The 20,582-nt window shown below is 70.3% G+C and carries 18 protein-coding genes and 2 riboswitches; of the genes, 8 read left to right on the top strand and 10 right to left on the bottom strand.

Translation table 11 applies throughout. The features are described from left to right. The first annotated feature begins 114 nt into the window (after positions 1–114). From ACVFYP_RS25895 to ACVFYP_RS25925, 7 genes are all read left to right on the top strand, one after another. Positions 115–963, top strand: a complete 849-nt coding sequence (locus tag ACVFYP_RS25895) for a UDP-2,3-diacylglucosamine diphosphatase (protein WP_499203069.1) — start codon at positions 115–117, stop codon at positions 961–963. Between the two features lie 127 nt (positions 964–1,090). Next, positions 1,091–2,125, top strand: coding sequence for a glycosyltransferase family 4 protein (locus tag ACVFYP_RS25900; protein ID WP_499203070.1), 1,035 nt, complete (start codon positions 1,091–1,093; stop codon positions 2,123–2,125). Between the two features lie 91 nt (positions 2,126–2,216). Beyond that, the gene (locus tag ACVFYP_RS25905; protein ID WP_499203071.1) at positions 2,217–2,921 is read left to right on the top strand and encodes a lysophospholipid acyltransferase family protein; all 705 of its coding nucleotides are present in this window, start codon (positions 2,217–2,219) and stop codon (positions 2,919–2,921) included. Next, complete coding sequence (locus tag ACVFYP_RS25910) at positions 2,918–4,261, top strand: 3-deoxy-D-manno-octulosonic acid transferase (RefSeq protein ID WP_499203072.1); 1,344 nt, start codon at positions 2,918–2,920, stop codon at positions 4,259–4,261. The genes ACVFYP_RS25905 and ACVFYP_RS25910 overlap by 4 nt, the downstream gene beginning before the upstream one ends. Before the next feature lie 97 nt (positions 4,262–4,358). Then, positions 4,359–5,345 (top strand): tetraacyldisaccharide 4'-kinase, encoded by a 987-nt coding sequence (gene lpxK, locus ACVFYP_RS25915; protein WP_499203073.1) that lies wholly within the window; start codon positions 4,359–4,361, stop codon positions 5,343–5,345. Positions 5,346–5,409: 64 nt separating this feature from the next. Beyond that, a complete protein-coding gene (locus ACVFYP_RS25920; protein WP_499203074.1) occupies positions 5,410–6,438 on the top strand; it encodes an aromatic ring-hydroxylating dioxygenase subunit alpha in 1,029 nt (342 codons plus the stop codon). A 17-nt stretch (positions 6,439–6,455) separates the two neighbouring features. Next, positions 6,456–7,478 carry an ABC transporter substrate-binding protein gene (locus tag ACVFYP_RS25925; RefSeq protein WP_499203075.1) on the top strand — a complete coding sequence of 341 codons (1,023 nt, stop codon included), beginning with the start codon at positions 6,456–6,458 and terminating at the stop codon, positions 7,476–7,478. A gap of 61 nt (positions 7,479–7,539) precedes the next feature. On the opposite strand, the gene ACVFYP_RS25930 is transcribed toward ACVFYP_RS25925, so the two are convergent. From ACVFYP_RS25930 to gcvT, 5 genes are all read right to left on the bottom strand, one after another. Next, positions 7,540–8,553: an alpha/beta hydrolase gene (locus ACVFYP_RS25930; RefSeq protein WP_499203076.1), complete on the bottom strand. Its 1,014-nt coding sequence runs from the start codon at positions 8,551–8,553 to the stop codon at positions 7,540–7,542. A 68-nt stretch (positions 8,554–8,621) separates the two neighbouring features. After that, on the bottom strand, positions 8,622–9,107 hold the full coding sequence (locus tag ACVFYP_RS25935) for a CinA family protein (protein ID WP_499203077.1): 486 nt from the start codon (positions 9,105–9,107) through the stop codon (positions 8,622–8,624). Next, positions 9,108–12,014 (bottom strand): aminomethyl-transferring glycine dehydrogenase, encoded by a 2,907-nt coding sequence (gene gcvP / locus ACVFYP_RS25940; RefSeq protein ID WP_499203078.1) that lies wholly within the window; start codon positions 12,012–12,014, stop codon positions 9,108–9,110. It lies immediately after the preceding gene. Further along, a complete protein-coding gene (gcvH, locus tag ACVFYP_RS25945) occupies positions 12,011–12,388 on the bottom strand; it encodes a glycine cleavage system protein GcvH (protein ID WP_499203079.1) in 378 nt (125 codons plus the stop codon). The genes gcvP and gcvH overlap by 4 nt, the downstream gene beginning before the upstream one ends. A 14-nt stretch (positions 12,389–12,402) precedes the next feature. Further along, positions 12,403–13,503: a glycine cleavage system aminomethyltransferase GcvT gene (gene gcvT, locus ACVFYP_RS25950; RefSeq protein WP_499203080.1), complete on the bottom strand. Its 1,101-nt coding sequence runs from the start codon at positions 13,501–13,503 to the stop codon at positions 12,403–12,405. 47 nt (positions 13,504–13,550) lie between these two features. After that, a riboswitch (glycine riboswitch) is annotated at positions 13,551–13,663 on the bottom strand. 13 nt (positions 13,664–13,676) lie between these two features. After that, a riboswitch (glycine riboswitch) is annotated at positions 13,677–13,787 on the bottom strand. A 105-nt stretch (positions 13,788–13,892) separates the two neighbouring features. On the opposite strand from gcvT, the gene ACVFYP_RS25955 reads away from it, so the two are divergent. Beyond that, positions 13,893–15,029: a M20 family metallopeptidase gene (locus ACVFYP_RS25955; RefSeq protein WP_499203081.1), complete on the top strand. Its 1,137-nt coding sequence runs from the start codon at positions 13,893–13,895 to the stop codon at positions 15,027–15,029. A gap of 7 nt (positions 15,030–15,036) precedes the next feature. Here the strand turns inward: ACVFYP_RS25955 and ACVFYP_RS25960 are convergent, their stop codons facing one another. From ACVFYP_RS25960 to ACVFYP_RS25980, 5 genes are all read right to left on the bottom strand, one after another. Beyond that, entirely contained in the window at positions 15,037–16,005 is a 969-nt protein-coding gene (locus ACVFYP_RS25960) for a Bug family tripartite tricarboxylate transporter substrate binding protein (protein WP_499203082.1), read from the bottom strand. Between the two features lie 147 nt (positions 16,006–16,152). Continuing rightward, entirely contained in the window at positions 16,153–17,631 is a 1,479-nt protein-coding gene (locus ACVFYP_RS25965) for a mannitol dehydrogenase family protein (protein ID WP_499203083.1), read from the bottom strand. Continuing rightward, positions 17,628–18,806 carry a mannonate dehydratase gene (uxuA, locus tag ACVFYP_RS25970; RefSeq protein WP_499203084.1) on the bottom strand — a complete coding sequence of 393 codons (1,179 nt, stop codon included), beginning with the start codon at positions 18,804–18,806 and terminating at the stop codon, positions 17,628–17,630. Before uxuA ends, ACVFYP_RS25965 begins: the two co-directional genes overlap by 4 nt. A gap of 12 nt (positions 18,807–18,818) precedes the next feature. Beyond that, a complete protein-coding gene (locus ACVFYP_RS25975; RefSeq protein WP_499203085.1) occupies positions 18,819–20,096 on the bottom strand; it encodes a TRAP transporter large permease in 1,278 nt (425 codons plus the stop codon). Then, the gene (locus tag ACVFYP_RS25980; RefSeq protein WP_499203086.1) at positions 20,093–20,581 is read right to left on the bottom strand and encodes a TRAP transporter small permease; all 489 of its coding nucleotides are present in this window, start codon (positions 20,579–20,581) and stop codon (positions 20,093–20,095) included. The genes ACVFYP_RS25975 and ACVFYP_RS25980 overlap by 4 nt, the downstream gene beginning before the upstream one ends. Position 20,582 lies beyond the last annotated feature (1 nt).

Below are 20,582 nucleotides of genomic sequence, written 5' to 3' on the forward strand. Positions count from 1 at the left end.
AGTCATTCAAGATTCACGTCGTGCGACGCCATCCCGCGTTACTGCGCGCTCGCGCAACGGAAACGTCGGCAACGCGTTCGCGGCGCGCGATGGATGAGGACGGGGCACAGACGGATGCACAACACAGAAACCCGGCGTCGCTACCGCACGGTCTTCCTCTCCGACATGCATCTCGGCACGCGCGGTTGCCGCGCCGATTTCCTGGCGGACTTCCTGCGCCGTGTGGAGTGCGACCAGCTCTATCTGGTTGGCGACATCATCGATGGCTGGCGCCTGCGCAAATCCTGGTACTGGGACGCGGATCATGACGAGGTGATCCGCCTGGTGCTGCGCCTGGCGCGCAACGGCACGGATGTCATCTACATCCCAGGCAACCACGACGAAATGTTCCGCGACTGGCTGGGGTTGGAGGTCGCCGGTGTGCGCCTGGCGAAGGAGGCGGTGCACCAGGCCGCGGATGGCCGTCGCTTCCTGGTCATCCATGGCGATGAATTCGACAGCGTGGTGCGCTACGCCAAGTTCCTCGCCCATCTCGGCGACTGGGCCTATGACACCGCGCTCGCCGCCAATCGCTGGTTCAACGCGCTGCGCCGCCGCTTCGGCTATCCCTATTGGTCGCTGTCGCAATGGCTGAAGCGCCAAGTGAAGGAAGCGGTGAAGGCGATCGACCGCTTCGAGGTGGCGCTGGCCCAGGAAGCCCGCCGGCGCGGGCTGGACGGCGTGGTCTGCGGCCATATCCACCATGCCGAGATGCGCGAAGTGCAGGGCGTGCTGTACATGAATGACGGCGACTGGGTGGAAAGCTGCACCGCGCTGGTCGAGCATGAGAATGGCCAGTTCGAACTGGTGGACTGGGCGCGGGAGAACCGGCTGAGCTTCTTCCGCGACGCGGCTTCGGCGACCGCCGCCACCCCCGCATCCGCTGTCGCGCCCGCCCCGGCGCCGGCACCGGAAACCGCGTGAACGCTTTTTCCACCTTCCGCCACGCGGCCATCTCAGGCATCGGGGGGACGCATGAGGTGCCTGCGGCGAAGGGGAACCATTGGACGCGCAGTCGGTTTGGGGGATGGGTGCGCTCGAGGAGACGGAGATGACGGCCGCGGCGGGTCCGCTACGCATCCTCGTCGTGTCCGACGCCTGGTTTCCGCAGGTGAATGGCGTGGTCCGGACCATGGCCACGGTGGTGGAGGAATTGACGCGCCTCGGTGACGTGGTGGAGGTGATCGGTCCCGACCGCTTCGCCACCATCCCGACCCCGGGCTATGCGGAAATCCGCCTGGCACTGGCGCCACGCCGCAAGTTGGCCCGCATGGCCGAGGCCTTCCGGCCGGATTCCGTGCATATCGCGACGGAGGGGCCGCTGGGCTGGGCGATGCGCGCCATCTGCCGGTCGCGAGGTTGGCGCTTCACCACCTCCTTCCACACCAAGTTTCCGGATTATCTCCACGCCCGCACCCGGATCCCGAAGGCCTGGTCCTGGGCGCTGATGCGGCATTTTCACGCGGCCGGCGCCGGTACGCTCTGCGCAACGCCGACCCTGGCGACGGAGCTGCGTCAGCGGGGTTTTGCCCATGTCGTGCCATGGTCACGCGGCGTCGATCTCGCGCGCTTCCAGCCGGCGGCGGCGGAGAATGGCGTGGCGGAGGACTGGGAGAACCTGCCGCGCCCCATCTTCCTCTGCGCCGGTCGTGTGGCGGTAGAGAAGAACCTCGAAGCCTTCCTCGCCCTCGACCTGCCCGGCAGCAAGGTGGTGGTGGGGGATGGGCCGCAGCGCGCCGCGCTGATGCGGCGCTTCCCCGACACGCATTTCACCGGATGGCGGGAGAATGGCGCGCTGGCACGGGCCTATGCGCGGGCCGATGTCTTCGTCTTCCCCTCGCTGACCGACACCTTCGGACTGGTACTGCTGGAGGCGCTGGCCAGCGGCACGCCGGTGGCGGCCTTCCCGGTGACCGGGCCACTGGATGTCATCGGCGACCATCCCGTGGGTGCGCTGGATGCCGATCTGCGCGCGGCCTGCCTGCGGGCGATGGCGTTGGACCGTGCTGCCTGCCGTGCCTATGCCGCGCAATTCTCCTGGGCCGCCTGCGCCCGGCGCTTTCGCGACAGCCTGGTCTTCTGTTGACGTCGGGCGGCTGAGCCCGAGGGAGCGGTGGTTTCCCGATTGCGTCAGGGCGTGCTACCGGCCTTGGCATGGCGTGTCTCCGACTCCGCCCATGATGCGCAAGCTGATCCGGCATCCGGCGGTCCAGGGGGGCCTGGCGCGGCTGCTCGGGCTGTACCTGTCTCTGGTGGTGCGGACCACGCGCTGGCAGCTTCTGGGTGCGGAGCCCGCCATGGCATTGGTGGCGCAAGGCCAGCCGCTGATCCTCGCCTTCTGGCATGAACGCCTGCCGCTGGTGCCGGCCCTGTTCCCGCTGGCGCGGGCCGCCGAGCCGCGCGCGGCGGCGCTGCGGCCGCGGGTGCTGGTCAGCCGGCACCGGGATGGCCGCTTCATCGGTGCTGCCGTCGCTCGCTTCGGCGTGGAGATGATCTACGGCTCCTCTCGTCGTGGCGGCGCGCCGGCGCTGGTCGGGCTGCTGCGGGCGCTGCGCCAGGGGCATCCCGTCATCATCACGCCGGACGGCCCGCGCGGGCCGCGCCGGCAGGCCGCGCCGGGCGTGGCGCAGCTTGCCGCCGTCTCTGGCGTGGCGGTGGTGCCAGTGGGCGCGGCCAGCACGGCGCATCGCCGCCTCGGCTCCTGGGACCGCATGATGCTGCCGCTGCCCTTCGGCCGTGGCGTCCTGGTCTGCGGCGCGCCTATCACCGTGCCGCGCGACGCGGCGGAGGCGGCGCTGCCCGCTATAGCCGCCGCACTGACCGCGGCTTGCGCCGAGGCCGATCGCATCTGCGGCGTCACGGAGCCGGCGGCGCGCCGATGACCCTGCCGATCCTGGCCTGGCGCCTCGCCACCCTGCTGGCCGCGCCGCTGCTGAACGGCCACCTCGCCCGCCGCGCCAAGCGTGGCAAGGAGGTGCCGGCCCGGCTGCCGGAACGCCGCGGCCTGGGCGCCGCCCGCCCGTCCGGCCCGCTGCTGTGGCTACACGCGGCCAGCGTGGGGGAGGCGCTGTCTACCTTGCCCTTGCTGGAGGCGCTGCTGGCCCGCCAGCCGGGTCTACGCCTGCTGGTCACCACCGGCACGGTGACGGGGGCGGAGGCGCTGCGCCGCCGCCTGCCGCCGGCCCTGACCCGGCCGGATGCAGAGGGCTTCCCGCGCATCGCCCATCGCTTCCTGCCGCTGGACGTGCCGGGCTGGGTGGCGCGCTTCCTGGATGATTGGCGCCCGGATGCCGGGGCGCTGGTGGAAAGCGAGCTCTGGCCCAATCTGCTCGGCGCCGCCCGAGCCCGCCGCCTGCCGCTGGCGCTGCTGAACGGGCGGATGAGCCCGCGATCCTTCGCCCGCTGGCGCCATTTTCCGCGCAGCGCCGCCTGGATCCTGGGCAGCTTCGGCCTGGTGCTGGCGCGGTCGGAGGGGGATCGGGCGCGGCTGGCGGCGCTGGGGGCGAGGGATGCGCTGTGCTGGGGCGACCTGAAGGCCTTCGCGCCGCCGCTGCCGGCGGATGATGCGGTGCTGGCGGAGTTGCGCGAGGCCATGGGCGACCGCCCCGTCTTCCTCGCCGCCTCGACCCATCCGGGGGAGGAGGCGCTGGTGCTGGCCGCCCATGCGCTGCTGGCGCCGGCCTGGCCGGACCTGCTGACGGTGCTGGTGCCCCGCCACCCGGAACGCGGCGCGGCCATGGCCGATCAGGCGGCGCGGCAGGGGCTGGGCGTGGCGCGCCGGGCGGCGGGCGGGGCGCCGACGGCGGATGTCGCCGTCTACGTGGCGGATACGCTCGGCGAGCTGGGCCTGTTCTACCGGCTGGCCGATGTCGCGCTGATCGGCGGCAGCCTGGTGCCGCATGGCGGCCAGAACCCGCTGGAGGCGGCGCGGCTCGGCTGCCCGATCCTGCTCGGCCCGCACACCTTCAACTTCGAGGAGCCGGTGGCGCGGCTGCTGGCGGCGGGCGGCGCGGCCCAGATGGCCGCCACGGCGGGGGCGCTGGCGGAGCAGGTGGCGGCCATGCTATCCGATAGGCCCCGGCGCCAGGCGATGGCCGCCGCCGCCGCCCAGGTGGCGGCCGGCCAGGAAGGTCTGCCAGGGGAAGTGGCCGCGGCTTTGCTGAAGCTGCTGCCGGATGGCAAGGGGTCCCCGCCCGGTCCGGGTGGACAGGATCCGGCATAGAAGTGGGGCCGCCCCTGCGGGCGGTCCTTGGCGCGGGGGCTGCTTCGCGACCCCCGCATCGGCGAACGGGTGAACGGAACCGGATGGTCAAGGCCTGATGCGAGCACCCGCCTTCTGGGCGGGCGGCGGCGGTGTGATGCCGCTGCTGCTGTCCCCCTTCTCCGCGCTCTATGCGCAGGCCACGGCGCGGCGCATGGCGCGGCCCGGCTGGCAGGCGCCCGTGCCGGTGATCTGCTGCGGCAATGCCACCGCCGGCGGCGCGGGCAAGACCACCGTGGCGCTGGATCTCGGCCGGCGGCTGGCGGATCGCGGTGTCGCGGCGCATTTCCTGCTGCGCGGCTATGGCGGCACCACCAAGGGGACGCTGCGGGTCGACCCCGCCACGCATGACAGCACCATGGTGGGGGATGAGGCGCTGCTGCTGGCGGATGTGCGCCCCACCTGGGTCTCCGCCGATCGTGTCGCCGGCGCCCAGGCCGCCGTGGCCGCCAATGCCCGCTGCATCGTCATGGATGACGGGCTGCAGAATCCGGGCCTGGCCAAGGACCTGTCGCTGCTGGTGATCGATGGCGGCTTCGGCTTCGGCAATGGCCGCATCATTCCCGCCGGCCCGCTGCGCGAACCGGTGGCTGCCGCCGCCGCGCGCTGCCAGGCCGCGGTGCTGATCGGCGAGGATGAGACCGGCGCGCTGGACATGCTGCCGCCGGGGCTGCGCGTGCTGCATGCCAAGCTGGTGCCGGGGCCGGAGGCGGCGATGCTGCGCGGCCAGCCGGTCTACGCCTTCTGCGGCATCGCCAACCCCCGGAAATTCTTCACCACCTTGCAGGAAGCCGGCGCCGTGCTGGCGGGCCGCGAGGCCTTCGGCGACCACTACCAATACGATGCCGAGGAAATCCAGGACCTGCTGAAGCAGGCGGAGGCCGCCCGCGCCTTGCCGGTGACCACGCGCAAGGATTTCGTGCGCATCCCGCCGCAATTCCGCTCCCGCGTCACGGTGGTGACGGTGGGGCTGGAATGGGCCGAGTCGGCGCAGATCGAGAGCCTGCTGGACCCGATCGCGGGGCGCGTGCCGATCCCCGCCTAGGCTGCGTCAACCACTGGCATGCAGGTTGCATCTCCCTGACCCGGTAACGGGCTGGGAGACCCCCATGAAGATCGGTGATGCCGCCGTGTTCCGCCGCTTCTGGTACGTGGCGATGCCTGTCGAAAAGCTGGATGAGGGACCGCAGCCCTTCGCCCTGTTCGGGGAGGAGATGGTGCTGTGGCGCGCGGCCGATGGAACCGTCTCCGCACTGGAGGATGCCTGCTGCCATCGCTCTGCGCGGTTGTCGCTGGGCGAGCTGCACGGCGATTCCCTCGCCTGCCCCTATCACGGCTGGGAATTCAACGCCGCCGGCCAGTGCACGCTGATCCCGCAGCGGCCGGAAGTGGCGCCGCCCGCCAGCGCGCGGGTGAAATCCTACCACGTCGCGGAGCGCTACGGCTTCGTCTGGGTGGCGGTGGAGGACCCGCTGATGGGCATCCCGGAACTGCCGGAGGCCGATGACGGTGGCTACCGCGTCATCCAGGAATTCCACGAGGCCTGGGACATGTCGCTGTTCCGCCTCGTCGACAACTGGTTCGACCTCGCCCATGTCGCCTTCGTCCATCGCGGCACCCAGGGCGACATCAAGCAGCCGGTGCCGCCGCCGGAGGATATCGAGGAATTCGACTTCGGCCTGATCTCCCGCGCCACCGTGCCCATCGCCAATCGCAGCGAGGGCAAGAGCTACACGGGCATCGACAGCGACACGACGGTGCGGAAGCGCGTCGCCACCTGGTGGGCGCCGAACTGCCGCAAGCTGCACATCACCTATCCCAACGGGCTGCAGCACATCATCTTCACCACGGCGACGCCGCTGGGCGACAAGCGCATCCTGTTCACCCAGTTCTGCATCAGGAATGACAGCGAGGCGGATATCCCCGCCGCCGCCGCCATCGCCTTCGACCGCCGCGTGACCACCGAGGACAAGATCATCCTCGAAGCCACGCGCGCCGATGTGCCGATCATGCCGGGCGAGACGCCCGAACAGGGCATGCCGCAGGACCGCGCCGGCAACCTCGCGCGCAAGAAGCTGCGCGCCATCGTCGAGACCTATTCCGCCCCGGCGCGCATGCCGGAACTCGCAACCACCTGAGACAGGGACATCCGCATATGCTCACGCGACGTGGCGCCCTCGGCGCCGGCCTGGCCACCGCGGCCCTGATCTCGGGGCGCGATGCCCGGGCCCAGGGCCGCATCTGCCGCTTCAGCCTGGACTGGGCGATCAGCGGCTCCACCGCCTTCGCCCAGGTGGCGGAACGCGGCGGCTTCTTTCGCGAGGAGGGGGTGGATATCCGCCTCTCGCGCGGCTTCGGCTCCGGCCGCGTGCCGATCGATGTCGGCGGCGGCGCCTATGACATGGGCTTTGGCGATTTTTCCTCCATGGCGAAGTTCGCGGCGGAGAATCTCTCGGTCGGCATGATGTGCGTGCTGATGGTCTTTGACGGGCTGCCGCTGGTCGCCGTCTCCCGTGCCGATGGGCCGATCCGCACGCCGAAGGATCTGGAGGGCAAGCGCATCGCCGCGCCGGAGGGTGATGCGGGCCGGCAGATCTTCCCAGTGTTTGCCGAGGCCGCCGGCTTCGATGCGGCCAAGGTGCAATGGATCAGCGTGACGCCGCCGCTGCGCGAGCCGATGCTGATCCGCGGCCAGGCCGATGCCATCACCGGCTTCGTCAGCTCCACCGTCATCAGCCTGAAGGGGCTCGGCATGACGGAGGCGCAGCAGCGCATCATGCGCTACCGGGACTACGGCGTGCCGCTCTATTCCAACTGCATCATGACGACGCGCGCCTATGCCGAGGCCAACCCGGCTGTGGTGCGCGGCGTGGTGCGCGCCATGGCGCGCGGCGTGCAATCCATGGTCGCCGATCCGGCCGGCTCCGCCGTCGCGGTGAAGGCGACGGAGCCCCTGGTGGACCAGGCGCTGGAGGAGGAGCGGGCGCGGCTGGTGAATGCCGAGCTCATCATGACCGACCATGTGAAGCAGCACGGCCTGTCCGCCATGGACCCGACCCGCCTGGCCCGGTCCCTCGACATCCTGGAGAAGGTTTATGCGTTTCCGCGCCGGCCCTCGCCGGAGGAGCTCTACACCAGCGCCTATCTGCCGGGCGCCGCCGACTTGAAGCTGAGCTGACCACTTCTCCCTCCCCCGCTTTCGCGGGGGAGGGTCGGGGTTGGGGCCAGGCGGCCCAGCGCTACCGCCAAAGCCCCTTCGCCGCCAGCCAATCCTGCACCAGCGCCGCCACCTGGTCGCTGTTGCGGTCCATCATCAGCATGTGGCTGTTGCCCGGAATGCCGCGGCTCGGCAGGTCCACATCCTCCACCGCGCCACCGGCGGCCTGGATCGCTGTGGCGAAGGCGCGGGCGTTGCGGCGAATGACGGACCAGCGCGGGTCCTGCTCGACATAATCGCCATAGACCAGCAACTGCGGCACATCCTTCAGCTTCGCCGCCTCCGCCACATCGCCGGTGCCGGCGGGCTCGATCAGGACCAGCGCGCGGAACAGGTCCGGCCGCCGCTGTGCCACCTGCCAGGCGAAAGCGCCGCCCTGGCTGTGCGCGATGACCACCGAAGGCCCAACGCGCTCCAGCAGCGCGATATAGGCCGCGATCACATCGTCATCGGTGCCGAGGTAACGCGCGACGACCTGCCGCGTGAAGGCCTCGTAGTGGTCGGTTGGGAACTGGTTGCCCGCCAAAACGCTGCGCGTGGCGTAGGACCCGGCGCCGGTGCCGATGCGAAAGCGCTCCCAGGGGTTTTGCGCCGGCAGGTGCAGCGGCGGGGCGTAGATTTCGGGCACCATGGCGGCGCCGCTGCGGCCGCGTTCTACCGCATCCGTCACATAGGTGGCCCAGCCGCGTCGCAGGAAGAACTCGTCCCAGCCTGGCCGGCCATCCGGCGTGGTTTCCCAGGTGACGCCGGTCAGGTAGGCGCCGTGCCACAGCATCAGCGGCGCCGCGCCGCGCTGCGGGGCGGGCACCATGAAGCGGGCATACATCTGCCCCACCATGTGAACGCCGTTCGGGTCGATGCGCAGCGGCGCGCTGCCCACGGTCGGCAGGTATTCGCGGACGGGGCGGCCCGAAAGCTCCACCTGGCGTCCACCGACATGGAAGGAGCCGAAACGCTCCAGCGCGATCGGCTGCGCCTGGGCGACGCCGCCGAGGCCGAGACAGGCCGCGACCAGCGCGGCACCCCATTTGGTCATGACATTTCCTCCTGCCGGGACCAGCGCCCGGCCTGGAGGCAATCCTATATCGCGGGACGCCGTCGCGCCTACCGCCCCTCAAGTGTCTTTTCGAACAGGTCGAGCAGCGCCGCGCCGAAAGCCCGCATATTGGCGGCACGGTCACCATGCCCGGTTTCCAGCGTCGCCACGGCTTCCACCGGTCCGCTGACGGCCAGGCAGCTATGCCCCGCCGCATCGCCATAGCGATTGCCCGTGGGGCCGGAGGCGCCGGTCTCCGCGATGCCCCAGACCGTGCCGAAGCGCGCACGCAGCGTGCGCGCCAGCAGCATCGCATAGGGCTCGGAGGAGGAGCGCATCCCCGCCATGTCGGCGGCGGTGATCCCCAAAAGCTGTTCCCGCGCGGTCGCCGTATAGACCACGGCGCCGCCGAGGAAATACGCGCTGGCCCCCGGCACCGCGAGCAGGCTGGCCGAGACCAGCCCGCCGGCGGAGCTTTCGGCCACCGCCACGGTCTCGCGGCGCGCCTTCAACAGCGCGCCGACCGCCTCGCCCTTGGCGAAGAGATCGTCCACCTACTCGGCCGCCTGGGCGTAGGCTTCCAGCGGCGCGCAGGTGCAGACCAGGTTGCGGTCGCCATGCACATTGTCCACCCGCTTCACCGGGGGCCAGTATTTCTGGCGCGCCACATAGGGCAGGGGGAAGGCGGCCTGTTCGCGCGTGTAGGGGTGCGACCAGTCGCTGGCCATCACCTCGGCGGCGGTGTGCGGCGCGTTCTTCAGCGGGTTGTCGGCGCGGTCCATGCGGCCCTGCTCGATGGCGCGGATTTCGCCGCGGATCGCGACCATGGCGGCGATGAAGCGATCCAACTCGCCCGTCGTCTCCGACTCGGTCGGCTCCACCATCAGCGTGCCCGTCACCGGCCAGGACATGGTAGGCGCGTGGAAGCCGTAATCCTGCAGACGCTTGGCGATATCCTCGACCGAGGCGCCACCATTCTGCTGAAAGCCGCGGCAATCCAGGATGCATTCATGGGCGACCATGCCCTGGCTGCCACGATACAGCACCGGGTAATGCTCGGACAATCTGGTCGCGATGTAGTTGGCGTTGAGGATCGCCACCTGCGTCGCGCGCTTCAGCCCATCCGGCCCCATCATGCGGATATAGGCATAGGAGATCGGCAGGATCGATGCGCTGCCGAAGGGCGCCGCCGCCACCGGCCCATGCGACGTGGCCCCTGGCCCCGCCTCCGCCAGCATCGGATGCGCCGGAAGATAGGGCGCCAGATGCGCGGCGACGCCGATCGGGCCGACGCCCGGGCCGCCGCCGCCATGCGGGATGCAGAAGGTCTTGTGCAGGTTCAGGTGGCAGACATCGGCGCCGATGGCGGCCGGGCTGGTCAGCCCGACCTGCGCATTCATATTGGCGCCGTCCATATAGACTTGCCCGCCCTTCTCATGGATCAGGGCGCAGATTTCCCGGATGGCTTCCTCGAAGACGCCATGCGTGGACGGGTAGGTGACCATCAGCGCGGCGAGCTTCTCCGCATGCTGCTCCGCCTTGGCGCGCAGGTCATCCAGATCGACATTGCCGTCCCGGTCGCAGCCCACCACCACCACCTTCATGCCCGCCATCACGGCGGAGGCCGGGTTGGTGCCATGGGCGGAGGACGGGATCAGGCAGATGTCGCGATGCAGGTCGCCACGCGCCCGGTGCCAGGACCGGATCGCCAGCAGGCCCGCATATTCACCCGCGCTGCCCGCATTCGGCTGCAAGGACACGGCCGCGAAGCCGGTGACGGCGCAGAGCCAGCTCTCCAGCCGCCGGATCATCTCCAGATAGCCGGTCGCCTGATCCACCGGCACGAAGGGGTGGATGTTGCCGAAACCGGGGAAGGTGACGGGGATCATCTCCGCCGTCGCGTTCAGCTTCATCGTGCAGGACCCCAGCGGGATCATGCTGCGGTTCAGCGCGACGTCCTTGTCCTCCAGCCGCTTCAGGTAGCGCAGCATGGCGTGTTCCGCGTGATGGCTGCGGAACACCTCCGCCGTCAGCACCGCGCTGCTGCGCGCCAGGGCGGCGGGGAAGCCACCCTCGGGCATGATGCCATCCAGCTTCGGCGCGGCCTGGCCGCCGGCCTCCGCGATGGCATCGACCAGCGCCAGCAGATCCTCGCGCGTGACCGTCTCGTCCAGCGCGATGCCGACGCCGCCACCCTCATGCCGGGCGAGGTTGAAGCCGCGCTTCAAGGCGCCGGCGATCAGCGCCTCCGCCTTGCCGCCGGCCTCGATGCAGATGGTGTCGAAGAAGTCGGCATGGCGCAGCGCGAAGCCGGCGCGCTTCGCCGCCCCCGCCAGCAGCCGCGCCTGCAGCGCCACGCGCTTGGCGATTCGGGCAAGGCCTTCCGGCCCGTGCCACACGGCATACATGCTGGCCATGACGGCCAGCAGCACCTGGGCTGTGCAGATATTGCTCGTCGCCTTCTCGCGCCGGATATGCTGTTCGCGCGTCTGCAAGGCGAGGCGCATGGCCGGCTGGCCGGCGGCATCCAGCGAGACGCCGACGAGGCGCCCGGGCATCAGCCGCTTATGCGCATCCTTCACCGCCATATAGCCGGCATGCGGCCCGCCAAAGCCCATCGGCACGCCAAAGCGCTGCGTGGAGCCGACGACGACATCGGCGCCCATCTCGCCCGGCGGCGTCAGCAGCACCAGCGACAGCGGATCGGCGGCGACGATGGCCAGGCCACCGGCTTCATGCACCGCCGCGATTTCCCGCGTCAGGTCGCGGATTTCGCCGGTGGTGCCGGGATAGTTCAGCAGCAGCGCGAAGGGCTTCTGGGCCCGCACCGTCGCGATGATCTCGGCGGGCTTCGTCACCAGCACGCGGAAGCCCAGCGGCTCCGCACGGCCCGCCACCACGGCGCGCGTCTGCGGATGCACATCGGCTGCGATGACGATGGTGTCGGACTTGCCGCGCGTCGCGGCATGGGCCAGCGCCATCGCCTCCGCCGCCGCCGTGCCCTCATCGAGCAGGGAGGCATTGGCCACCGGCAGGCCGGCGAGGTCGGTCACCATGGTCTGGAAGTTCAGCAGCGCTTCCAGCCGGCCCTGCGCCAGTTCGGCCTGATACGGCGTATAGGCCGTGTACCAGCCAGGATTCTCCAGCACGTTCCGCAAAATGACCGGCGGCGTCAGCGTGCCGTGATAGCCGATGCCGATCAGCGACTTGATGTCGGCGCGGTTCTTCGCAGCCAGGGCGCGCAGCTCACCAATGGTCTCCGCTTCCGTCGCCGCGGGCGGCAGCGGCAAGGGCGCGCTGCTGCGGATGGCGGCGGGCACGGTGCGGGCGGCCAGCGCTTCCAGACTCTCGGCGCCCACCACCTTCAGCATGGTGGTGATTTCCGAGTCGGAGGGGCCGATGTGGCGGCGGGCGAATTCGCCCTTGTCCTCCAGCGCGGCGAGGTCGGCGATGGCGCTCATGCCAGGCCGTCCACGAAGGCGGCGTAGGCGGCCTCATCCATCAGCGCGGCCACGGCGGCGGCATCGATGGCGGTCAGCTTGAAGAACCAGCCCTCCCCGGTCGGGTCGGAATTGATCAGCGCGGGATTCTCGCCCAGCGCCGCATTGCTCTCGCTGATGCGGCCAGCGAGGGGGGCGTAGACGTCAGAGGCCGCCTTCACGCTCTCGACCACCGCGCAGGCTTCGCCTTCCGTGACTTCGCGGCCGGCTTCCGGCAGATCGACGAAGACCACATCGCCCAGCGCGTTCTGCGCGTGGTCGGTGATGCCGACGGTGGCGATATCGCCCTCCAGCCGCACCCATTCATGATCCTTGGTGAAACGAAGCTCGGCCATGTCTCGGGACCTTTTCAGCGCGCGTAGCGGTGGGGGATGAAGGGCAGGGCGGCGACGCGGCCGGGCAGGGCCTTGCCGCGCACCATCAGATCGAGTGCCGTGCCATCGGCCGCCGCGCCGCGCGCGACATAGCCCATGGCGACGGGGGCATTGGCGGAGGGGCCGAAGCCGCCGGAGGTGATTTCGCCGACCACCGCGCCACCGGCCTGCACCGGCGTGTGGCCACGGGCGGGTTGGCGCCCTTCCGGCTGGATGCCGACACGCAAACGCGCCGGCCCACTATCGAGTTCGGCCCGGCAGCGCTCGGCCCCCCGAAAGTCCCAGGCCATGCGGCGGCGCTTGCCCATGGTCCAGACCAGATTGGCTTCGACCGGGCTGGTCGTCTCATCCAGGTCGTTGCCGTAGAGGCAGAGCCCGGCCTCCAGCCGCAGCGAATCGCGCGCGCCGAGGCCGGCGGGCTGCACGCCCGGCAGGGCCAGCAGCGCCTTGGCCAGCATGTCGGCCTGTTCGGCCGGGACGGAGATTTCCACGCCATCCTCGCCGGTATAGCCGCTACGGCTGACCAGACAGTTCACGCCGGCGATGCTGTGCTCGGCAAAATCCATGAACTTCATGGCGGCGATGCCGGGCGCCAGCGTGGCGAGCGCGGCCACCGCCTGCGGCCCCTGCAAGGCGATCAGCGCCCGGTCCGGCAGCGGCCGCAGCGTGACGCCAGCGGGCAGCACCGCCTCGATCGCCGGAATGTCCAGATGCTTGCGGGAGGCGTTGAGCACCAGGAACAGCCGGTCGCCGCGATTGGCGACCATGAAGTCATCGAGGATGCCGCCGGTCTCCGTCATCAGCACGCCGTAGCGCTGCCGGCCGGGCTTCAGCCCCTGCACATCGGCCGGCGTCAGCTTTTCAAGGGCCGCGGCGGCGCCATCCCCGAGAAGCTCGGCCTGGCCCATATGGGAGACGTCGAACAGGCCCGCGCTCGCCCGCGTATGCAGATGTTCCGCCATAATGCCGGCGGGGTATTGCACCGGCATGGCATAGCCGGCGAAGGGCACCATGCGCCCGCCCAGTTCCCGGTGCAGCGATGCGAGCGGGGTCTCCAACAGTTCGGAATCGGCCACGGTGCCCCCAAAGGCTTCCCACCGCCGAAATGGCGCCGGGTGTTCCGTGACCCCCCTCTGTCCGGTGACCTGAGAGATTCGGCCTGGTCCTTTGCGGACCGCGCCTTACTCCGTCGGTGCCGCCCCCCGTTCGAAGGGCGAGCTTTCCAGAGACCCGTCGCCACCTTTCGGCGACATCCCACGCGGCCCTTTTGCCTGAGCGTTTCCGGGGGCCGGTTGCGCCTTCGGCGGCGGCCCGCCAGCCCCTTGGGGGCCACCGTACCGCTCTCTCCCGCGTGGTTCAGACGGGAGAGGCTCCTATGCCCGAGCGGACCCGCCCGTGCAACGGCGGTCTTGCCGAAGACTCCGCGCGACCTGATGGTGTCGGGCCGGAACGACATGGGGAAACGATGCAGGAATTGACCGAAGCGGCGCTGCTGGCCGCCCTGCGCGGCTGGGTGGAGATCGAAAGCCCGACCCAGGATGTCGCCGCGGTGAACCGCATGGCCGACCATGTGGAGGCGAAGCTGCGGGCCATCGGCGCCCGAATCGAGCGCATTCCCGGCACGGATGGCTATGCCGACATCCTGATCGGCCGGATCGAGGGCGAGGAACCCGGCCCCGGCCTGCTGCTGCTCGGCCATATCGACACGGTGCATCCGGTCGGTACCCTGGCGGGCAGGCTGCCCTTCCGGGTGGAGGGCGACCGCGCCTATGGCCCCGGCATCTATGACATGAAGGGCGGCAATGCGATGGCGCTGGCCGCGCTGGAACATATCCACGCCCAGGGCCGCCGGCCGCGCCTGCCGGTCAGCTTCATGATGATTCCGGATGAGGAGGCGGGCAGCCCCTCCTCCCGCGCCGCGATCGAGGCGGAGGCGCTGCGCCACACGGCGGTGCTGGTGGCCGAACCCTCCGGCGAGGGCGGCAAGCTGACCGTCGGCCGCCACGGCATCGCGCGCTACCACCTGCGCACCATCGGCCGCCCTGCCCATGCCGGCGCCACCCATGCGGAGGGCCGTTCCGCCATCCGCGAAATGGCCCGCCAGGTGCTAGCGATCGAGGCGCTGACCGATTACGCGCGGAACTTCTACGTCAATATCGGCACCATCTCCGGCGGCACGCATGAGAACATGGTGCCGGTGGAATGCCGCGCCATCTGCTACGCCCTGGTGCCCACGGCGGTGGAGGCGGCGGAGCTGCGCGACGCCCTTTTCGCGCTGCGTCCGCACGACCCGGATGTGGTGCTGGAGGTGGTGCCCGGCCTGTCCCGCCCACCCTTCGCCAAGACCGCGGCCGGCCAGGCGCTGTACGACCAGGCCGTGGCCCTGGCCGCCGATGGCCCCTTCCCGGTACTGGGGGAACGTGTGGCCGGCGGCGGCAGCGACGGCAATTTTACGGGTGCGCTGGGCGTGCCGACGCTGGACGGACTTGGCGTGATCGGCGGCGGGCCGCACAGTTTTGGCGAATACATCCTGACCGGCTGCCTGGTGCCACGCACCAGGCTGTTCGTACGGCTGTTCGAGACGCTGGGGCCGGTCGCGTAGGCGGCGCCTATTCGGCGCGGATTCCCGCCTCGGCGATCAGCTTCTCCCATTTCGCTGTCTCCGCCGCGATGAAGCGACCGGCATCGGCCGGGTTGCGCTCGGCGGCCGGCGGCACTTCCACGCCGAGCTCCGCCAGCCGGGACTGCACGGCGGCCTCGCCGAGCGCGGTCCAGATGGACTCCGACATCGCCGCGATCATCGGCGCCGGCGTGCCGGCGGGGGCCAGGACCGCGTTCCAGGTGGTGGCGGCGAAGCCCGGAACCGTCTCCGCCACCGTGGGCAGGTCGGGCAAGGCGGAGGAACGGCGCGGGCCGGTGGTGGCGATGCCGCGCAGCGTGCCGCCGCGCACCTGCGCCGCGCCGGTGGCGACGCTGTCCATCACCAGGGCGATGCGCCCGGCCATCAGGTCCACCACCGCCGGCGCGGTGCCGCGATAGGGGATGTGCTCTGCCTGCACGCCCGTCATGCTTTTCAGCAGCTCCACCCCGAGATGGGAGGACCCGCCGGCGCCGCTGCTGCCATAGGCATGCTGGCCGGCGCGCAGGAAGTCCAGCAGCCCCGCCATGTCCCGCACCGGGCTGCCTGGCGGCACCATGATGACCTGCGGCACCACGCCCACCAGCGCCACCGGGGTGAAATCCGCGCCGGGGTCGAAGGTCAGGCGGGCGCCGTGCAGGGCGCGGTGGACGGCATGGACCACCGTGGTGAACAGCAGCGTGCTGCCATCCTTGGGCGCACGGGCCACCGCCTCCGTCCCGATCAGCGCGCCGCCGCCGGCTCGGTTCTCCACCACCACCCGCTGCGGCAGGGCGTTCGACATCCGCTCCGCCATCAGCCGCGCGACTGTGTCGGTCGGGCCGCCCGCGGCATAGGGCACCACCAGCCTCACGGGCCGGTCGGGCCAGGTCTGGGCCAGGCTGGGGCGGGCCAGCAGCGGCAGAGCGAGGCCACCCAGAAGGGCGCGGCGATGGAACATGGCGAATCTTCCCCTTGGTGCGCCGCCTTTCCGGCGGCTTCTTTCGGCATCAGGCGGGTCGCCGCCTGCGCCGGGGCGCGGCGGGACCGCCTGGTGGCACGATCATCCCAAGTCGGGCAGGCGTCCAGAGCCTGTCGGCCGGTCGCCTTATGGCCCCCGCAGCGCCCCGATGGCGGCGCGGCTGCCGCCCTCGATCAGGCGGCGGAGCGCATCTTCCACCGCCCGTTGAAAGGTCGGCTGGCGCGGCAGGTCGTCGCCGAAAATCGCGGAGATGGCGAATAGTCGCTGGACCACGGCCGCGGACTCCGCCGGGCCGGGCGCGCAGGCCAGCCGCAGTCTCGGCAGCAGCGGATCGCGGACATCGATGGCCGCGCCCGCCTCATCCACCCCCATCACATAGCGCATCCAGGCCGCCACGCTGAGCGCCAGATGGTCGATCGGCTGCCCGGCCGCCAGGGCGTGCCGCACCGTGTCCAGCAGCCGCTGCGGCAGCTTCTGGCTGCCATCCATCGCGATCTGCCAGGTCCGGTGCCGCAGCGCCCGGTTGCGGAAGCGGCCCACAAGACGCGTGCAATAATCGGCGAGATCGACGCCGGGGGGCGCAGCGACATGCGGCCGGATCTCGCGCCACAGCCCGTCCAGGAAGCCGGCGAAGGCCGGGTCGTTGGCGGCATCGGCCACCGTCTCATGCCCCGCCAGATAGCCCAGATAGGCCAGCGCCGAATGGGCCCCGTTCAACAGGCGCAGCTTCATCACCTCGAAAGGCGCCACATCGGCCGTGAAGCTGGCGCCGCCGATCGCCCAGTCCGGGCGGCCGCTGGGGAAATGATCCTCGATCACCCATTGGCAGAAGCGCTCGCCCAGCACCGGCCAGGCATCCTGAAGGCCCAGCGCGGACTCGATGCCGGCGCGGTCCTCGGCGGTGGTGGCGGGCACGATGCGGTCCACCATGGTGCAGGGAAAGGCCACGGACTCCGCAACCCAGGCGCCTAGTTCCGGGTCGCGCAGCGTGGCGAGGCGGGCGGTGATGGCCCGCGCCGTGGCGCCATTGGCCGGCAGGTTGTCGCAGGACAGGACGGTGAAGGGCGGCGTGCCGGCGGCACGGCGACGGCGCAGCGCCTCCACCAGAAAGCCGGGGGCGGAGCGTGGGCTGTGTGGCGCCGCCAGGTCGTGGCGGATATCGGGATGCGCCTCATCCAGCGCGCCGCTGGCGGGGTCGTGGCAATAGCCTTTTTCGGTGACGGTCAGGGAAACGATGCGGGTCGCAGGCGCCGCCAGCGCGGCGAGCAACGCCTCCGGGTCCTCCGGCGCCACATGCAGCCCGCGCAGGGCGCCGATGACCTGAAGCTGCTGGGCCTTGTCCTCGCGCAGCGCGAAGGTGAACAGCCCGTCCTGCGGCGCCAGCGCATCGCGCGTCTCCGGGCTGCGCAGGCTGGCGGCGACGATGCCCCAATCCCGCGCGCCGGCGGCCAGAACCGCTTCCGTCATCACCGCCTGATGGGCGCGATGGAAGGCGCCGAGGCCGAGATGAACGATGCCCGGCGTCACCGCCGCGCGGTCGTAGCCCGGCCTTGCCACCGCGCCCGGCAGCAGGTGCAGCGTCGCCTCGGACAGGCGCGGGCTCATGCGGCCCGGTGTCGCAGCCCGGCGATCACGCCACGCAGCTCCGCCAGCCCTCGCAGCCGGCCGATCAGCGGATAGCCGGGATGGGTGGGGCGCCCGACATCGGAGAGCAGCAGATGGCCGTGATCGGGACGGAAGGGAATGCTGGCATCGGCGCGGCCTTCGGCCTTGCGTCGTGATTCTTCCGCCAGGAAGGCATCCAGCACCGCCGGCATGTCGACATCCCCGTCGAGATGCTCAGCCTCGTGGAAGGAGCCATCGGCTTCCTTGCGGACATTGCGCAGATGCAGGAAGGCGACATGCGGCGCCAAAGCGCGCGCCATCGCCGGCAGGTCGTTGTCCAGCCCGGCGCCGAGCGAGCCGGTGCAGAAGGTGATGCCATTGGCCGGGGAGGGGACGGCGGCCACCACATCGGCCAGGTCCCGATGGGTGGAGACGATGCGCGGCAGGCCCAGGATCGGCCGGGGCGGGTCGTCGGGATGGATGCAGAGCGTGATGCCCGCCTCCTCCGCCGCCGGCACAACCTCCGTCAGGAAACGTGTCAGATTGGCTTTCAGCGCGGCGGCGTCGATGCCGGCATAGCTGGCCAGCATGCGGCGCAGGCCGGGGATGTCGTAGCGGTCATAGGCGCCAGGCAGCCCCGCCATCACGGAGGCGAGCAGATTCGCCGTTTCCGTTTCCCCAGCCGCGGCGAACCAGCGTATCGCGGCCTCCAGCACCGCGGGGGGGTGGTCCGCCTCCGCATTCGGGCGGCGCAGCATCAATACGTCGAAGGCGGCCTGCCGCACCGCATCGAAGCGCAGCGCCACGGCACCGCTCGGCATCAGGAAGGCGAGGTCGGTACGGGTCCAGTCGAGGACGGGCATGAAATTGTAGCAGACCGTGCGGATACCGGCGCGGCCCAGGTTGCGCAGCGATTCGCGATAGTTGGCGAAGATCCGTGGCAGGTCGCCGGTACCGCGCTTCACATCCTCATGCACCGGCAGGCTTTCCACCACGCTCCAGCGCATGCCGCCATCGGCGATCACCTGCTGGCGTTCGCGGATGGCATCCAGCGGCCAGACCTCGCCATAGGGGATGTCATGCAGCGCGGTGACGATGCCGGTGGCGCCGGTCTGGCGGATTTCGGCCAGCCAGATGTCATCCAGCGGACCGAACCAGCGCCAGGTCTCCTCCATGCCCGCTTTCCCTCAGAAGACCAGATTGGGCAGGAACAGCACCAGCCCGGGCCAGAACACCATCAGCACGATCAGCGCGATGACGGCGCCGAGGAAGGGCAGGGCCTCCCGCGTATATTCGTCCATCGGGCAGTCGAGCATGCCGCAGACCGTGTACATGGCAACCCCAACCGGCGGTGTCATGCCGCCCAGCGTCACCGTGGTCATCATCACCATGCCGAAATGCACGGGGTCGATGCCGAGCCGGGTGACGACGGGGACCAGGATCGGAGTCAGCAGAAGCGTGACGACGGTGGATTCCAGGAACATGCCGAGGAAGGCCAGGAAGGCCACCAGCAGCAGCATCAGCACCTGCGGGTTGGAGGACAGGCCGGCGAGGAAGGCGGTGGCGTCCTGCGGCACACGCTCCAGGGTGATCATGTAGCCGATCATGGCGGAGAACATGATGATCAGCATGATCATGCCGGTATCGGTCAGGCTGTGCCGCAGCGCCGCGACCACCTTGGCGAAGGTCAGTTCCCGGTAGACGACGGTGCCGATAACCACCGCATAAGCCACGGCGAAGGCACCGGCCTCGGAGGGGGTGAAGATGCCGTAGCGGATGCCGACGATCAGGAAGACCGGGAAGGCCAGCGCCCATTTGCTCTCCCACACGGAAACCACCACCTCCTTCGCCGAAGGAAGGGTGGTGCGTTCCGGCGCATAGCCGCGGCGCGTGGCGACGATCCAGGCCGTGACCATCAGGAACAACGTCATCAGGATGCCCGGCACCAGCCCGGCGACGAACAGCCGCCCGATCGAGACATTGCCGAGGAAGCCGTAGAGGATCAGCCCGATGCTGGGCGGGATGGTCGCGGTGATCAGCGACCCCACGGCGATGGCCGCGCAGGTGAAGCCGCGCGAATAGCCGCGGGCCAGCATCGAGGGGCCGAGGATGCGCGCCTCCATCGCCGCATCGGCCACGGCGGAGCCGGAGACGCCGCCCATCAGCGCCGACAGCGCGATGGCCACCTGCGCCAGCCCGCCGCGGATCCAGCCGGCCAGCACGCTGGCCAGCTTGATGAGTCGTTCCGTGATACCGGATTCGTTCATCAGATGCCCGGCCAGCACGAACAAGGGCACGGCGAGCAGCGGGAAGGACTGCGTCGCGGAGACAATCCGCTGCACCGCGATGCCGGGTGGCATCGGCCCGAAGATGTAGAACAGGAAAGCGGCGCTGCCGATCGCGAAGGCCACCGGCATGCCCAGGAACATCAGGACGAAGAACGCCCCGCTGACGATTGCTGTCACAGGACCATCCCATCCACTCCGCCGGTCGTGATCGCCTGCCGGCCCATCAGCCCGCGCAGCAGCCGCACCACGGTGGTCAGCAGCATCAGCGCCGCCCCCACCGGAATCGCCGCCGTCACCCAGCCATAGGATAGCGGCGTGTCGCCGAGTTCCCGTTCCAGGTTCAGCAGCGTCAGCTCCGTCCCCAGCCAGACCAGCGCCGCCAGGAAGGCGGCGATCAGCACCAGCCAGGCATAGGCCAGCAGGCGCCGGACGGAGGCGGGGAAGGCGCGCACCAGAATGTCGATCTCAATGTGCTGCCAACGCTTCAGCGCCACATCGGCACCGAGCACCGCGGTCCAGGCGAATAGCAGCTGCGCTGCATCCACCGCCCAGATCAGCGGCACGCCGAGGGTGCGGGTGACGGCGCCCAGCAGCACCAGCAGACAGACGCCGGCGAAGAGGACGATGCCCACCGTCTCCTCCGCCTTTTCCAGTGCGCGCATG

The sequence above is a fragment of the Roseomonas sp. F4 genome (assembly GCF_053891155.1).

Excerpts from the sequence above, each read along its gene's own strand:
- ACVFYP_RS25895 (WP_499203069.1), top strand. The coding sequence starts at position 115 with ATGCACAACACAGAAACCCGGCGTCGCTACCGCACGGTCTTCCTCTCC.
- ACVFYP_RS25900 (WP_499203070.1), top strand. The coding sequence starts at position 1,091 with ATGACGGCCGCGGCGGGTCCGCTACGCATCCTCGTCGTGTCCGACGCC.
- ACVFYP_RS25905 (WP_499203071.1), top strand. The coding sequence starts at position 2,217 with ATGATGCGCAAGCTGATCCGGCATCCGGCGGTCCAGGGGGGCCTGGCG.
- ACVFYP_RS25910 (WP_499203072.1), top strand. The coding sequence starts at position 2,918 with ATGACCCTGCCGATCCTGGCCTGGCGCCTCGCCACCCTGCTGGCCGCG.
- lpxK (WP_499203073.1), top strand. The coding sequence starts at position 4,359 with ATGCGAGCACCCGCCTTCTGGGCGGGCGGCGGCGGTGTGATGCCGCTG.
- ACVFYP_RS25920 (WP_499203074.1), top strand. The coding sequence starts at position 5,410 with ATGAAGATCGGTGATGCCGCCGTGTTCCGCCGCTTCTGGTACGTGGCG.
- ACVFYP_RS25925 (WP_499203075.1), top strand. The coding sequence starts at position 6,456 with ATGCTCACGCGACGTGGCGCCCTCGGCGCCGGCCTGGCCACCGCGGCC.
- ACVFYP_RS25930 (WP_499203076.1), bottom strand. The coding sequence starts at position 8,553 with ATGACCAAATGGGGTGCCGCGCTGGTCGCGGCCTGTCTCGGCCTCGGC.
- gcvP (WP_499203078.1), bottom strand. The coding sequence starts at position 12,014 with ATGAGCGCCATCGCCGACCTCGCCGCGCTGGAGGACAAGGGCGAATTC.
- gcvH (WP_499203079.1), bottom strand. The coding sequence starts at position 12,388 with ATGGCCGAGCTTCGTTTCACCAAGGATCATGAATGGGTGCGGCTGGAG.
- ACVFYP_RS25955 (WP_499203081.1), top strand. The coding sequence starts at position 13,893 with ATGCAGGAATTGACCGAAGCGGCGCTGCTGGCCGCCCTGCGCGGCTGG.
- ACVFYP_RS25960 (WP_499203082.1), bottom strand. The coding sequence starts at position 16,005 with ATGTTCCATCGCCGCGCCCTTCTGGGTGGCCTCGCTCTGCCGCTGCTG.
- ACVFYP_RS25965 (WP_499203083.1), bottom strand. The coding sequence starts at position 17,631 with ATGAGCCCGCGCCTGTCCGAGGCGACGCTGCACCTGCTGCCGGGCGCG.
- uxuA (WP_499203084.1), bottom strand. The coding sequence starts at position 18,806 with ATGGAGGAGACCTGGCGCTGGTTCGGTCCGCTGGATGACATCTGGCTG.
- ACVFYP_RS25980 (WP_499203086.1), bottom strand. The coding sequence starts at position 20,581 with ATGCGCGCACTGGAAAAGGCGGAGGAGACGGTGGGCATCGTCCTCTTC.